The sequence below is a fragment of the Enterobacter sp. Y17 genome, assembly GCF_019730495.1.
Classification (GTDB): domain Bacteria; phylum Pseudomonadota; class Gammaproteobacteria; order Enterobacterales; family Enterobacteriaceae; genus Enterobacter; species Enterobacter asburiae_B.
Genome location: NZ_JAASKP010000003.1, coordinates 272,637 through 287,455, shown reverse-complemented (window position 1 = coordinate 287,455; position 14,819 = coordinate 272,637). Strand labels below are relative to the sequence as shown.

The following is a 14,819-nucleotide window of genomic DNA, read 5'->3' as shown; positions in this document are numbered from 1 at the left end:
TAAGTTTGATGCTCGTGAATTAAACTTCGTAATGAATTACGTATGTTCACTCAGAGACTTGGTATTCATTTTTCGTCTTGCGACGTTAAGAATCCATGTCACTTTGAGTGCCCACACAGATTGTCTGATAAATTGTTAAAGAGCAGTGCCGCTTCGCTTTTCGCAGCGGCGCGGGGTGTGCATATTACGCTTTCCCGCTTCAGAGTCAAGTGATTAATTTCGCTTTTCTCTGCTGACCCGGCGGCGTGTGTGCCGTTGTTCCGTGTCAGTGGAGGCGCATTATAGGGAGTAATTCCGAAGCTGCAAGGATAAAGTGACATTTATTTACTAACCGCTCACTTTCCAAGCAAATCTTACTCCAGACCTCAATTTTCGCCTGGTTTTTAAACAAAAACGAGCCGCAAGCGGCTCGTTTTTGCGTTTTGTGACTTACTGCACTGCCACAATACGATCGTCGTTGGCTTCCAGACGAATAACTTTGCCCGGAATCAACTCTCCGGAGAGGATCTGCTGCGCCAGCGGGTTTTCGATCTGCTGCTGGATAGCACGTTTCAATGGACGCGCACCGTACACTGGATCGTAACCATTCTCGCTCAGCAGCTTCAGGGCCTCGTCGGAGATGTGAATTTCATATCCACGCTCTTCCAGACGTTTGTACAGACGCTGCAGCTGGATCTGCGCAATCGACGCAATGTGTTTCTCACCCAGAGGATGGAATACTACCACTTCATCAATGCGGTTGATGAACTCCGGACGGAAGTTATGGCTCACGACACCGAGCACCAGATCCTTCATATGGCTATAGTCCAGTTCACCGAAACGTTCCTGAATCAAATCGGAACCCAGGTTCGAGGTCATGATGACAACCGTATTACGGAAGTCGACCGTTCTCCCCTGTCCGTCGGTCAGACGGCCATCATCCAGCACCTGAAGCAGGATGTTGAACACATCAGGATGCGCTTTTTCCACCTCATCCAGCAGGATGACGGAATAAGGGCGACGGCGAACGGCTTCCGTCAGATATCCCCCTTCTTCATAACCAACGTATCCCGGAGGCGCGCCGACCAGACGTGAGACGGAGTGTTTCTCCATAAACTCGGACATGTCGATACGTACCATCGCATCGTCGCTGTCGAACATAAAGTTAGCCAGCGCTTTACACAACTCGGTTTTACCGACCCCCGTCGGTCCCAGGAACAGGAACGAACCAATCGGACGGTTTGGATCGGACAGCCCTGCACGACTACGACGAATAGCGTTCGAAACCGCTTCAACCGCTTCGTTCTGGCCAATCACCCGATTATGGAGATCTTGCTCCATGCGCAGCAGTTTTTCACGCTCGCCTTCCAGCATGCGCGCCACCGGAATACCGGTCCAGCGAGCAAGCACTTCTGCGATTTCTGCATCCGTCACCTTATTACGTAACAGACGCATCGTTTTCCCTTCTGACTGCGTCGCTATCTCAAGCTGTTTTTCCAGCTCAGGAATTTTGCCGTACTGCAGTTCAGACATACGCGCCAGATCGCCGACACGGCGAGCCTGCTCAATGGCAATTTTGGCCTGTTCGAGTTCAGCTTTAATGGTCTGAGTGCCGGAAAGGGATGCTTTCTCGGCTTTCCACTCTTCTTCCAGCTCAGAATACTGGCGCTCTTTATCGTCCAGTTCTTCATTGAGCATATCCAGGCGTTTCTTACTGGCTTCATCAGACTCTTTCTTCAGCGCCTGCTGTTCCAGCTTGAGCTGAATGATGCGTCGGTCGAGCCTGTCCAGCTCTTCCGGTTTCGAGTCAATCTGCATACGAATGCTCGAAGCCGCTTCATCAATAAGGTCGATCGCTTTATCCGGTAGCTGACGGTCAGCAATATAACGATGCGAAAGCGTCGCTGCCGCAACGATAGCCGGGTCAGTGATCTGCACGTGGTGGTGCAGTTCATAGCGCTCCTTCAAACCACGCAGGATCGCGATGGTATCTTCAACGCTTGGCTCAGCAACAAACACTTTCTGGAAACGACGTTCCAGAGCAGCATCTTTCTCAATGTACTGACGGTACTCGTCGAGCGTGGTGGCACCGACGCAGTGAAGTTCACCGCGCGCCAGCGCAGGTTTCAGCATGTTCCCGGCATCCATCGCGCCGTCCGCTTTACCCGCACCGACCATAGTGTGCAGTTCGTCGATAAACAGGATAACGTTCCCTTCCTGCTTCGCCAGGTCGTTAAGCACGCCTTTCAGACGCTCCTCAAACTCACCGCGGTATTTCGCACCGGCCACCAGCGCGCCCATATCCAGCGCCAGTACGCGGCGGCCTTTCAGGCCTTCCGGCACTTCGCCGTTGACGATACGCTGCGCCAGCCCTTCAACGATGGCGGTTTTACCGACACCCGGTTCACCAATCAGCACCGGGTTGTTCTTGGTACGACGCTGCAGTACCTGAATCGTACGGCGGATTTCTTCGTCACGGCCGATAACCGGATCAAGTTTGCCCTGTTCAGCACGCTCGGTCAGATCGACCGTAAATTTCTTCAAAGCCTGACGTTGGTCTTCGGCTCCCTGATCGTTCACGCTTTCACCTCCGCGCATTTTCTCAATCGCCTGAGTCACATTGGCGGTGGTCGCACCGGCAGATTTCAGCAGGTCGGTCAAGGTACCGCGTGATTCAAGCGCCGCCAGAACAAACAGCTCTGACGAAATAAAGTTGTCCCCACGTTTTTGCGCCAGCTTGTCGCAAAGGTTAAGCACGCGCACCAAATCCTGAGACGGCTGAACGTCGCCGCCGGTACCTTCTACCTGCGGTAAACGGCTCAGCGCCTGATCGATAGCGGTGCGTAACTGGCCAGCATTAATGCCAGCGGACGTTAATAAAGGACGTACCGATCCCCCTTCCTGATTCAGCAAGGCGCTCATTAAATGAAGAGGTTCGATAAACTGGTTGTCGTGCCCCAGTGCGAGGGACTGGGCATCGGCGAGAGCAAGCTGGAATTTATTAGTAAGACGATCCAGACGCATAACTCCTCCCATAACAGGTCAAATTTGCTACTGGAGATTAAATGAGGTCATCCCTCAATTATTCAAGGTTAATGACCTGAATTATGTGAAAAGAAAACGGCACGTACCGGATCGTCTTGATTCTTTAGGTTATATCAGCCAAATGAAACTTGCCATACGCCCCGTGGTCTTGTCGCGACGATAGGAGAAAAAATCACCCTTTTCGGTGAATGTGCAGCGATCGCCGCCGAAGATCTGCATCACGCCAACGTTATTTAGACGCTGGCGGGCGAGCTGGTAAATATCAGCCAGATATTTATCCCCCGAAGGCAGGAAGGCTTCAACCGCTTGCGGATCTTTTTCCATAAAGGCTTCGCGAACCTCTGGCCCCACTTCGAAAGCGCGAGGACCAATGGCCGGGCCAAGCCAGGCCATAATATTGGCTGGCTCATCGCTAAAGCAGGCGATAGTTTCTTCGAGCACGCCTTCACACAGACCACGCCAGCCCGCGTGTGCTGCAGCCACCTCGGTACCTGCACGGTTACAGAACAGAACCGGCAGACAATCGGCGGTCATCACGGCACAAACGGTTCCCGGAGTATTACTGTAAGAGGCATCAGCGCATTTAGAAGCATAGGGTTCTCCCGTCAACTTCAGCACTGCGTTACCATGAACCTGTTCCAGCCAGACCGGTTTCGACGGCAAGTTCCCCGCAGCAAACAGACGTCGGCGGTTCTCTTCAACATGTTCCAGGTTGTCGCCACAGTGCGCACCGAGGTTCAAAGACTCCCACGCGCCCTGGCTAACACCGCCAATACGGGTTGAACTGCAGGCGGCCACGCCTGCAGGCAATGGCCACTCCGGGACAATCAGTTTGGTCATAACCAGTCCACTTGATCCTTATGTTCTTCGAAATCAGCACGCATGGCGTCGATAAGATCCACCATATCCTGCGGGATAGGCGCATGCCACTCCATCTGAATACCGGTGATAGGGTGGTAAAGACGCAGCATAGTCGCGTGCAGCGCCTGGCGATCGAATTTACGCAATACGCTGATGAACTCATCCGATGCGCCTTTAGGTGGACGCGGACGACCACCGTATACCTGATCCCCGACCAGCGGATGGGTAATGTGGGCCATATGCACGCGGATCTGGTGAGTACGTCCGGTTTCCAGACGCAGACGCAGGCGCGTATGAATACGGAAGTGCTCCATAATGCGATAGTGCGTCACCGCCGGTTTACCCATCGGATGCACCGACATATGGGTACGTTTGGTTGGGTGACGGCTGATTGGCTCTTCCACCGTTCCGCCAGAGGTCATATGCCCAATGGCTACCGCTTCATACTCGCGGGTGATTTCGCGCAGCTGCAGCGATTCCACCAGACGGGTCTGAGCTGGAACGGTCTTCGCCACCACCATCAAACCGGTGGTGTCTTTATCCAGACGGTGCACGATGCCCGCGCGCGGAACATCCGCGATCGGCGGATAATAATGGAGAAGTGCGTTAAGTACCGTACCGTCAGGGTTCCCCGCGCCCGGATGAACAACCAGGTCGCGCGGCTTGTTGATCACCAGAATGTCATCATCTTCATAGATGATGTCCAGTGGGATATCCTGCGGCTCGAAGCGGATTTCCTCTTCGATTTCAGCATTGATGGCGACAGCTTCCCCACCTAACACTTTCTCTTTTGGTTTGTCCCAGATCTTGCCGTTTACCAGCACGCGCTGGTCAAGGATCCATTCTTTTATGCGTGAACGCGAATAATCAGGGAACAATTCGGCCAAAGCCTGATCTAAGCGTTGACCGAGCTGATTTTCGGAGACTGTTGCGGTGAGTTCTACTCGTTGTGCCATAAACTGCTTCTTCGTTTAACGTTGGGTTTTACGGCTTTGCCGTTTAATATAGTGTGCTATTGTAGCTGGTCTTAATCGGGAGCAGGAACAGAGTTTCTCCCGGACAAACATTTGAGGAAAGTCAAAACGTCATGACGCGCATGAAATATCTGGTGGCAGCGGCCACGTTGAGCCTGGCTTTGGTGGGCTGCTCCGGTTCAAATGAACAGGTCCCTGACAATCCGCCGAATGAAATCTATGCGACTGCACAACAAAAGTTGCAGGACGGTAACTGGAAACAGGCGATAACGCAACTGGAAGCGTTGGATAATCGCTATCCATTTGGTCCATATTCGCAGCAGGTACAGTTAGATCTCATCTACGCATACTATAAAAATGCCGACCTGCCGCTGGCTCAGGCAACCATCGATCGTTTCATGCGTCTGAACCCGACTCATCCTAACATCGACTACGTGATGTACATGCGCGGCCTCACCAACATGGCGCTGGACGACAGTGCGCTGCAGGGCTTCTTCGGCGTGGATCGTTCAGACCGTGACCCGCAGCATGCGCGTGATGCCTTCAATGACTTCTCCAAGCTGGTGCGCGGCTATCCGAACAGTCAGTACGTGACCGACGCGACCAAACGTCTGGTGTTCCTGAAAGATCGTCTGGCTAAATATGAATACTCCGTAGCGGAATACTATACCCGCCGTGGCGCATGGGTTGCCGTGGTTAACCGCGTAGAAGGTATGCTGCGTGATTATCCGGATACTCAGGCAACGCGCGACGGCCTGAAGCTGATGGAAAATGCTTACCGTCAGATGCAGATGACCGCTCAGGCTGAAAAAGTGGCGAAAATCATCGCTGCGAACAGCAGCAACACCTGATATTGCCTCAATGCAAAACGGCAGCCCGAAGGCTGCCGTTTTTTTATTCATTTTACCGCGTCGCTGAAGCGCTTAAGCCTCAACACATCCAGTCAACTATGGCCCCAATTTTTGCCTTCGACAAGGTAAATCTCACCTCTTCCTGCCCTGCCTCACAAAAAAGATTCCCTGACAAAAACCGACAAAATAACGTGATATAAATCACACATTTTGACATTAGGTCGGGTATGCTGGAATCACCAAGACGGAAAGACAAGAGGTAAAATTTATGACAATGAACATTACCAGTAAACAAATGGAAATTACTCCGGCAATCCGCCAGCACGTCGCAGACCGTCTCGCCAAACTGGATAAATGGCAAACTCATTTGATTAATCCACATATCATCCTGTCCAAGGAGCCGCAGGGTTTCATCGCTGACGCAACTATCAATACTCCAAACGGCCATCTGGTCGCCAGCGCAAAACACGAGGATATGTACACAGCAATTAACGATTTGATCAACAAGCTGGAACGGCAGCTCAATAAAGTGCAACACAAAGGTGAAGCCCGTCGCGCCGCAACATCGGTGAAAGACGCCAGCTTCGCGGAAGAAGTTGAAGAAGAGTAATCCTTTAAATTGAGTGTACTGCCAACGCGCCTTCGGGCGCGTTTTTTGTTTTTTATTGACAGGGTGAAAACAGTACGGGTACTTTAACGGTATCAATCACAGGATGACTTTATGAAACTTACGCCGTTCTTCTTCGCATTCTTTTTTACCTTCCCCTGACTGGGAGGCGTTTCGTCGTGTGATAAAGAATGCGAAGACGAACAACAAGGCCTCCCACACCGGGGGGCCTTTTTTATTGATAACGATAAAATGAGACAGGCAACACTATGACACCGGAAAACCCGTTACTGGATCTGCGAGTAAAAATCAGCGCGCTGGATGAGAAACTGCTGGCGCTGCTGGCCGAACGCCGCGCGCTTGCCGTTGAAGTGGGCAAAGCCAAGCTGGACTCCCATCGCCCGGTACGAGATATCGACCGCGAGCGCGATCTGCTGGAACGTCTCATTCAGCTCGGCAAAGCGCATCACCTCGATGCCCACTACATTACCCGGTTGTTCCAGCTCATCATCGAAGACTCCGTTCTCACTCAGCAAGCGCTGCTCCAGCAGCATCTGAATAAAACCAATCCACACTCTGCGCGTATTGCCTTCCTCGGTCCGAAGGGATCTTATTCTCACCTGGCCGCACGTCAGTATGCCGCACGCCATTTCGAAGAATTTATTGAGAGCGGCTGCGCGAAGTTTGCCGACATTTTTAACCAGGTTGAGACCGGCCAGGCGGATTACGCCGTCGTACCGATTGAAAACACCAGCTCCGGCGCCATCAACGACGTCTACGATTTGCTGCAGCACACCAGCCTGTCGCTGGTTGGCGAGCTGACGATCCCAATCGATCACTGCGTGCTGGTCGCCGGCTCAACGGACCTGAGCAAGATCGAAACGGTTTACAGTCATCCACAGCCGTTCCAGCAGTGCAGCCAGTTCCTGAACCGCTATCCGAGCTGGAAAATTGAGTACACCGAAAGCACCTCGGCGGCGATGGAAAAAGTGGCGCAGGCTAACACCCCAACCGTCGCCGCGCTCGGCAGCGAAGCAGGCGGGGCGCTGTATGGTTTACAGGTGCTGGAACGCAATCTGGCGAACCAGACGCAAAATATCACCCGCTTCGTGGTGCTGGCCCGCAAGGCAATCAATGTGTCAGACCAGGTGCCAGCGAAAACCACGCTGCTGATGGCGACCGGCCAACAGGCCGGGGCGCTGGTTGAAGCCCTGCTGGTGCTGCGTAACCACAACCTGATCATGACCAGGCTGGAATCACGCCCAATCCACGGTAACCCGTGGGAAGAGATGTTCTACCTCGATATCCAGGCCAACCTGGAATCTGCTTCCATGCAGAAGGCCCTGCGCGAACTGGGCGAGATCACGCGTTCCATGAAGGTGCTGGGCTGCTATCCGAGCGAGAACGTGGTCCCGGTTGACCCGGCTTAACGTTCGATAAAGCGGCTTTTCTTCATCCCTGCCACGTTCGCCGGCAGGGTGAAGATGGCGCCGGAGAGCGGATACTTCGCCACCTCGTCCGCATCCATATTTTCCCGCGTGGTGGTAATAAACAGTGTTTTCATGTCATCGCCCCCAAAGCAGACCATCGTCGGGCAACGCACCGGCATGCGATATTCTTCCAGCTGCTCCCCTTGCGGAGAAAAACGCGCAATACGCCAGCCGTCAAATAGCGCGCTCCAGTAGCAGCCTTCCACATCCATTGCCGCGCCGTCCGGTATCCCTTCGCCCTCTTTAAACTGACGAAACACCTCGCGCCTGCCGGGTTCGCCCTTCTCATCAAGCGGCGTTCGGTAAATAACGCCGTTTGGCGTATCTGAAGTAAACATCCATTGATTATCAGGGCTAAACGCTAAGCCGTTGTGCCCGTGAATATCGCACTGGATCACTTTCGGCGTCAGGTCGTTGTCGATGCGCATCAGCAGGGCACCGTTGTAATCTCCCGACCCCCAAAACGTGCCCGCGTAGAATCGTCCCAGAGAATCGGTGCCGCCGTCGTTAAAGCGTGCGAGCTGCGGGTTAGAGGGGTTATCGCACACCTTGCGGCGCAGCAGGCCGTGTTTATCGGTCAGCCAGATACCCGTTCGCATCGCAACGATAAAACCACCCTGCTCGCGCAGCGCGAAACAGCCCACCTCCTCATGGAAAGAGAGTACGGTGTGTTCTGCCGTCGGCAGATGGTAGCGGTGGATCTCCCCTTCCAGAATATCGGCCCAGTAGAGCGCGCGCTCTTCTGCGCTCCACGTCGGGCATTCAGGCAGATGCCCGGTGTAATTCAACAGCAGCTGCGGTTCGGCCATGACAGTTCCCCAAAATAAAAAAAGCCAGCATTGCTGTTTTAATTTTAGACGCAATACCATGAAACAAAAGGATTTGTTTCTTACGATGTCCACACGTCGTCCACACATCGAAAAAAAGCGTCCACGGACGCACACCAAACCCCGCTTTTCTGCGGGGTTTTTTACATCTCATTTGCAGATCGTTTTGATGGGTAAAAGTCGCAGCGTTTTGCAAAAACTAAATTATCCCCAACAGTCCGCCAGCCAGCGCCGTGCATGGCCTGACCGCATTACCTTTTAAAAAACCAGACAACCGCCGCTCACATTTGATCGTGACGGAAAGTAAAACGATCCTTTTAAAAACATCATGTTAACCAATCGGTTAGGCGCTGACTGGTCGGCAACTTTTGCAACGCGCTGCAAATCCTTGCGCGGTGTGCAAACGCCAGCAGACCGCAGAAGCCCAGCGGTGGCGCGGGCTGGCGGGTTGCTTTGCGCAAAAATTCTTTTGCAAAATTTTTATGATCCAAATACCGCAGGCGGGTGCGGTGTAGCGCCGTTTCCGTCTCGGATCCGCTTCCGTCTGCGCTCTGTCGCTTCGTCTCTGGGGCATGGTTAAACGAACGCAAAAAAGGCCGAACAGTGTCGGCCTTATGTTTCTGCGCTTGCTGTGGGGCGTTCTGTGGCGTCTGGTGACGTGATGGTTTTCGCCTGCGTTTTGTCAGGCTATAAGGGGGCTGTATTTCGCTTTCAAAGCGTTGGTTTTTTCGGCGGTTCCGGTGAACTGCGATGCCTGCCCGCTGGCTCCCGTGTTGGGGTGCGTATGGGTCGCACATATCTGCGCCAGTTCGTGGACAACGTCCAGGGTGTCGGTCAGCAACGTCAGGACGTTGGTTTCCTCGCTGCCCAGCTTAACGGAAGCCCCGATCAACTGCTGCGCTGCGGCAACGCTTTTTTTTATGCCTGCGATTTTCTCGTTAAGCGCTCCGCCGATAGTAACGTCGGCATTTCCCTGGATGTTGTCTTCCAGCTTGCCGCCTACATCGCGTTTTACGTTCTGGCCCACACTGACAGAATTGTCTTTGCTGCAAGTCACCGTCAGGTTGCCTGACGTGCCGACGCTGTAATCACCCTCGCTTACATGCATAACCGCACCGGCCAGAAGTGTGGTCGTTCCCAGCACGGTTGTTTTATCCGTGGCCTGGACTGTTGTTTCACGGGCAACCAGCTTTCGCTTTTCATCATCTGCGGTCACTTCCCGCGTCATGGATGTTTCGCTTATCGCCTGGTCGGTCTGGCGCACCCAGTCACCGGCAACGGTAACGCGCTGTGATACCCCATCGCGCTGTTGCTGTAACTGTTCGCCAGGCTTAACCGCTGGCAGGTTATGCCCCTGCGGCATGATCTGACGAATAAACGGTTTATCCTGTCTGCCTTCCACGAAACCAATCTCAACCAGCGTGCCAGGCGGCGGAAACTGAAACATTCCCGATTCACTCCCGGCCATTGGAACCGGCAGCGGCACGGCGGAATAAACCGGCGTGTTGGCCGCCGCGTTGCCGTCTTCATCCAGCAGTTGCAGATCCACAGCGTAACGGGGCCGGAATGGGTCCGCGATGTTACCCCCGGAAACGTCTTCGCTTGGCGCTTCAACCCTGGCGAGCTTTGGCAAATGCAGCCCGGAAGCCAGTTCCGGGTAGACGCTTTCTATCTGGCGCTGAATCGGTGATTTTTGCAGTGGCTTGCCGGTTACCTTATTGCGTGGTAACCAGGTGATTGTCATATCGTCGTTGTTAAGCTGAACCTGGCTTAAGCGCTGGCCGTTGACCTCAACACCGGGGCGCAGGCTCTGGATCATCGGCACAACCATTGAATTACCGGCTGCGGATGCCTGGCTAAATTCGTGTGGGATCTCCACTGGCTTACCGGCAAAAAGGCTATGCTCTGCTGCGCCGGTAAAGACGGCCCCGTCCGGCAACTGATACCAGACATAATCTTTGATTGAGAAAGCCCGCCCCAGGCTGGCTAATAGCTGATAGCCGGTTCCGCTGTGGGTAAAGTACGGGATAGGTTTATCCGCATAAGCCGCACCGGCAGGCGGTGCGACGGTTAACCCGCTTTGCTCCGTTAACCAGTCAGTGATCTGGCGTAACGTTGGGTGCTGGAACGAACACGGCCACAGCTTATCGAACACCCCGACAAGCTCACGCACGAACAACCGGCAGGCGCCATTATCAGCAGGCTGCGACCGCTCAACATAGCCGGTGAACCAGCGCAGGACCAGCCCGTCATAACCCACATCGACCCGAACCAATTTGCCGGTGTAATCCATTTCAGTGCTGGCCGTGATGAATCCACGCCCGCAGGCGTTTTGCTCAAGCACGATATTACAGTCCACCATGTGGACCGGGTCACTGGACAGGAAAAGGCGTTTAATTGGTTTCATGCTTTACCCCAGCGCATCATTAACGGGTTTCAGGACTTTCTCTTCAAACCAGCTCATTTTGTCGGCTGGTTCGTCTGCCGCTGCGCCACCTTTACCCCCCGCGCCGGTTTGCTTCGTGCTGGCGGTTGCGTTGCCTTTTCGTGCCTGGCGTTTTTCCGGCACGCTGTTTTTTTCCCGCAGCGTGAAACTGACCTGCCAGGCCAGGCGGTCTTCCTGGGGAACGGCATCAATCTGGCCGGTGAAGGTGGCTTCGCGGAAGTTGATTGCGGTTGCCGTGGCATTGGCGACGCGATAAGTCTTTAAGGCTCCGCTGGCCTCGGTAGCGGATGCCAACTGGAAAAGGCGCTGTAAAACTGCCTCGTCGTCAAACGTCACCAGGCCCGACACGCGCAATTCTTTAGCCTTGATGCCCTGTTCTGAATTGGTCGTGCTCGATGTCTGGCCTGACTGGTCTTTTTCCTGAAACTGCATTGAAGGGGAAACCAGCATGTTTTGCATCGCGATCCCTTCACCATTAAGCGCGAGTAGTGCGGTCTGGCTCATTTATCATCTTCCCCAAATCTGCAAGCGAATCACCGATAAACATCATTGCCGCTGTATGCACGGCGGTTGCCTGCGGTATGTCTTTTAGTAATTCAATAGCCGCCATTCTGTGATTGCCGGTGTAACTGAATGACCAGGCTTTCGCGCTGGCCCCTTTCAGGTCTTCAAGAGACTGACTAACCGAAGAAAGCAGGCCAGCACGCGCCTGGACGAATTCGGCAATTTGTTTTTTCAGCCCTTCGGTTGTCGTGCTGGCAGCGGCAGCTAGCTGCGCGGCGGCAACCCGCTGCGCGTTCACTGCAAGGCGGTTTGTCGCGACGGACAGCGGCGCGGCGACCGGCAGCGAACTGGATTTCGACGGCAGTTGCATTTTAACCGTGCTCAGTTCGGCCGCCGCAGCCGCCATACGGCTAACCTGGGTAAATGCGGGCGCTGGAAACACCGTGGCAAGCCCGTTGAGGGCTTTCATAAATCCATCATGGGTATTTTCGGCAATCATCATCACGATAACGTCACCGCTCCCGCTGCTGGTTGCCAGCTTCCCCGCCAGATAGCCCAGGGCATTAGCCGGACTCAGATACCCCCCTGAATCTGCCGACTGACCCAGACCATACACCCACGGATGCGCCGGGATGATTGAGCAACTCAACCCCGCCATATCGTCGGCAATTTTAATAACTGAATCACGCCACATCTTCGGGAGGCTCCGGCCATTCGGGCCTGGTGGTATCAACCCGGTTTAATAAAACGCGGTATTTTCTCCACTCCGGCAGGTTTTTTTCCTCTTTATCGGTCGCCATACCCAGATCAACGGCATCCTGAAGCGTGGCAATCACGTTATTCGCATGGTTTAATAATTCCAGCTTTTTACGTTCTGCCTCTGCCTCATAATCAATAGGCGCGGCAATGATCTCCCCACCATCAAAAAGAAATGCGCCGCCTAATGCTTTCTCGCCCGCAGCGGTAAATTCATCCGGTACATTCTCCGGCGCGACTTCAACGACAATCTGATTAATCGGGAAAATCGCGCTTGCATCATAAGAGAAATGGATAATTTCTTTCGTGTCAGGGTTAAATGATACCTTTAGCGTTTCCTGTGAAAGCGTTTTAAGCCACAAATACCAGTCATTGCCGTTATCATCTTTCAGGAAAACAATATTCACCTCTGGTGATTTTGCAACGTAATATAATTCGAGTTCCTCCGGCGATAGTTTAGCTACCTTCGCCGGGGTGTATTTCCCCCACTTATCTAATGGGTCATATTTTTTAAACACTCCAGATTGCTTCGTCATTAAGCCACCCATGCTGTGTACCAGTTTCCGCCGATGTTATATTGAAGAGAACGATATTGTACCGCCGTGTAATTCGTTTTTTGCTGCACAGCAGTAACCACCGTTCCGTTAGGCGCATACGCAAATTCGTTATCATTATTTCCGTTTGTGGCGACTCCTGCTGATGCCAGCCTAAGCCCCCCTTGCAGGAAGTTAGCGATAGTCCATGATGTTGTTGCATAAGCGCTTAAATTTGGGGGGTTGTTCGAAGAATAAACCCGCACGCCCGGAGTATCGAAAACGCCAGCGCCAGCTACCAATTTATCACCTGCGGAAATTGCACCGGAAGATATTAAATTACCATTCTTATCTATTCTTAGGCGCGTATATCCGTTGTGCTGAAATACTAAACCGTTTGTGCCGGTGCTTCCGTCGCGGGTGATGCCGACTGTAAATTTTTGACCGTACCAGTTAAATTCAACACCTGACACAACCCCACCATCACCTGCCCGTACATTATAAAGGGCAGACATATTTGATTCTGTTGGCAAGGTTTCAACTCTTCCCAGCTTGAATGTGGCGTTATAATCACCACCATTCGCAGACACCGCACCAATATCTGTTGGTTTAGGTTTATTGGCTGAGTCGTACTGTTTTGCCCATGGTGTCCATGTGCCATTATAAAAAATACGGATAAATGAGCGTGAATCAGCATATATCCGGTATACCTGCGTAACACCTGCATGTTTGTAAACTTCAAGCGACCCGGCCACCGATTCTGGATAATTAGTTCCAGCTTCCGCCTGCGCATTGGAGGACTGGTAATATAATCCCGGTGTAATAAAGCTATTCAGATCGGCAGCATTCCCAATCAGCACGGCCTGGCCGTTAAAAATGTCCTGCGAAGTGATATTGATATCTTCCGCCAGCGCTCGCCCGTTAACCTTCCGCCCTGACGGCACGCGGCCATTTGCGTTGTCATTAGCAGCTTTTACCGCTTTCGGTGTTGCGGCTTCCGTTTCTGATTCGCTATCGACTGCGCTACTTAGCTTTGTAAATCCCTTTTCGGTAGTGGTCGCGTCAGGGTGATTTCGTGATTTTTCATGCTCTTTGATTGACTGGTCGTTAAGGGTGCCTTTCGGGCGCAGATCGGTAATATTGCCGCTTGCGTCGATGCTCGCCACTGCAAACACATAATGCTGGCTACCGTTTTCCACATAATCGGCAAGACTCGCAGCCACAGTAATTTTGCTCTTTACAGCCCATTCGCTTGTCAGCGTTCCCGACCAGGACACATCCAGCCAGACCTTTACCGGCCTGGCTGAAACTGTGATGTTCTGATTCGCGGCCAGTTCTGCACGTAGCCCGGCAACGTAGCCCGCGCCTTTTGTTACGTAATATTGTGCGCCACTTTTGGCGACCAGATAACCGCTGTCAAAAAATGCCGCCATACCATAAAGATCGATATTCTCCCTGCGCTGGCGTTCGTCAATTGCCGCCAGGCGGGCGGTAAAGTCGATCTGCCAGGTTTCTGCTGGCGTGGTGATATTGGTTGCCGACTCAGCCCCGCTATACTCCATAAGCATGGAACGAACCAGGACGTTACCTTGTTGCCCGCTGGCGTTCTTAATTTTGCTCTGGGTAGGGGCGTGAATAATCATCGCCAGCGTACCGGTTGCTTTGTTCGCCAGACCGATCCAGTTGAAATTAAAGTCGCCGACGTCCGCGCCCAGAGTGACGGAATACACAACGGAATTCGCATTAACCACGCCTGATTTGCTCACCGCCTGGCGATGGACGATTTTATCGGCAGGTGGCAAACCCTCTTTATTCTCAACCGGCTTTGTCACATCCAGATCGGGAAGATAGGCGAAAATAAATTCATCCAGATTAACCGGCTGATTATCAATTGCCTGTTGGGCTTTCCACTCTGTGAACGCTTTTGTAATGACTGTCTGAGCCAT

General features: G+C 53.0%; 13 protein-coding genes and 1 other annotated feature. Of the genes, 4 read left to right on the top strand and 9 right to left on the bottom strand.

All coding sequences use genetic code 11. The annotated features are described in order from the left end of the window. Window positions 1–429: 429 nt before the first annotated feature. From clpB to rluD, 3 genes are all read right to left on the bottom strand, one after another. Window positions 430–3,003 (bottom strand): ATP-dependent chaperone ClpB, encoded by a 2,574-nt coding sequence (gene clpB / locus HCH49_RS17580; protein WP_023308864.1) that lies wholly within the window; start codon window positions 3,001–3,003, stop codon window positions 430–432. Between the two features lie 129 nt (window positions 3,004–3,132). After that, window positions 3,133–3,864: a purine nucleoside phosphorylase YfiH gene (gene yfiH / locus HCH49_RS17575; RefSeq protein ID WP_221703099.1), complete on the bottom strand. Its 732-nt coding sequence runs from the start codon at window positions 3,862–3,864 to the stop codon at window positions 3,133–3,135. Beyond that, window positions 3,861–4,841 carry a 23S rRNA pseudouridine(1911/1915/1917) synthase RluD gene (gene rluD / locus HCH49_RS17570; protein WP_033146247.1) on the bottom strand — a complete coding sequence of 327 codons (981 nt, stop codon included), beginning with the start codon at window positions 4,839–4,841 and terminating at the stop codon, window positions 3,861–3,863. The genes yfiH and rluD overlap by 4 nt, the downstream gene beginning before the upstream one ends. A 131-nt stretch (window positions 4,842–4,972) precedes the next feature. On the opposite strand from rluD, the gene bamD reads away from it, so the two are divergent. From bamD to pheA, 4 genes are all read left to right on the top strand, one after another. Then, window positions 4,973–5,710, top strand: a complete 738-nt coding sequence (bamD, locus tag HCH49_RS17565; protein WP_023308867.1) for an outer membrane protein assembly factor BamD — start codon at window positions 4,973–4,975, stop codon at window positions 5,708–5,710. Window positions 5,711–5,978: 268 nt separating this feature from the next. After that, the gene (raiA, locus tag HCH49_RS17560) at window positions 5,979–6,320 is read left to right on the top strand and encodes a ribosome-associated translation inhibitor RaiA (protein WP_003863162.1); all 342 of its coding nucleotides are present in this window, start codon (window positions 5,979–5,981) and stop codon (window positions 6,318–6,320) included. A gap of 110 nt (window positions 6,321–6,430) precedes the next feature. After that, window positions 6,431–6,556: a sequence feature (Phe leader region), on the top strand. Then, window positions 6,432–6,479, top strand: a complete 48-nt coding sequence (pheL, locus tag HCH49_RS17555) for a pheA operon leader peptide PheL (RefSeq protein ID WP_100249759.1) — start codon at window positions 6,432–6,434, stop codon at window positions 6,477–6,479. It overlaps the preceding feature by 48 nt. Before the next feature lie 30 nt (window positions 6,557–6,586). Then, window positions 6,587–7,747 (top strand): bifunctional chorismate mutase/prephenate dehydratase, encoded by a 1,161-nt coding sequence (gene pheA, locus HCH49_RS17550; protein ID WP_069303190.1) that lies wholly within the window; start codon window positions 6,587–6,589, stop codon window positions 7,745–7,747. Here pheA and HCH49_RS17545 read toward each other — a convergent pair. The 6 genes from HCH49_RS17545 to HCH49_RS22265 all read right to left on the bottom strand — a co-directional run bounded on the left by HCH49_RS17545 (window position 7,744) and on the right by HCH49_RS22265 (window position 14,819). Next, window positions 7,744–8,616, bottom strand: coding sequence for an SMP-30/gluconolactonase/LRE family protein (locus HCH49_RS17545; RefSeq protein ID WP_221703098.1), 873 nt, complete (start codon window positions 8,614–8,616; stop codon window positions 7,744–7,746). The two genes, pheA and HCH49_RS17545, sit on opposite strands and share 4 nt — an antisense overlap. 700 nt (window positions 8,617–9,316) lie before the next feature. Continuing rightward, entirely contained in the window at window positions 9,317–11,041 is a 1,725-nt protein-coding gene (locus tag HCH49_RS17540) for a hypothetical protein (RefSeq protein ID WP_221703097.1), read from the bottom strand. Between the two features lie 3 nt (window positions 11,042–11,044). Continuing rightward, window positions 11,045–11,584: a hypothetical protein gene (locus HCH49_RS17535; protein ID WP_032638393.1), complete on the bottom strand. Its 540-nt coding sequence runs from the start codon at window positions 11,582–11,584 to the stop codon at window positions 11,045–11,047. Beyond that, window positions 11,556–12,278 carry a hypothetical protein gene (locus HCH49_RS17530; RefSeq protein WP_221703096.1) on the bottom strand — a complete coding sequence of 241 codons (723 nt, stop codon included), beginning with the start codon at window positions 12,276–12,278 and terminating at the stop codon, window positions 11,556–11,558. Before HCH49_RS17530 ends, HCH49_RS17535 begins: the two co-directional genes overlap by 29 nt. Continuing rightward, complete coding sequence (locus HCH49_RS17525; RefSeq protein ID WP_221703095.1) at window positions 12,268–12,876, bottom strand: tail fiber assembly protein; 609 nt, start codon at window positions 12,874–12,876, stop codon at window positions 12,268–12,270. The genes HCH49_RS17530 and HCH49_RS17525 overlap by 11 nt, the downstream gene beginning before the upstream one ends. Next, a complete protein-coding gene (locus tag HCH49_RS22265; protein ID WP_260454153.1) occupies window positions 12,876–14,819 on the bottom strand; it encodes a phage tail protein in 1,944 nt (647 codons plus the stop codon). The genes HCH49_RS17525 and HCH49_RS22265 overlap by 1 nt, the downstream gene beginning before the upstream one ends.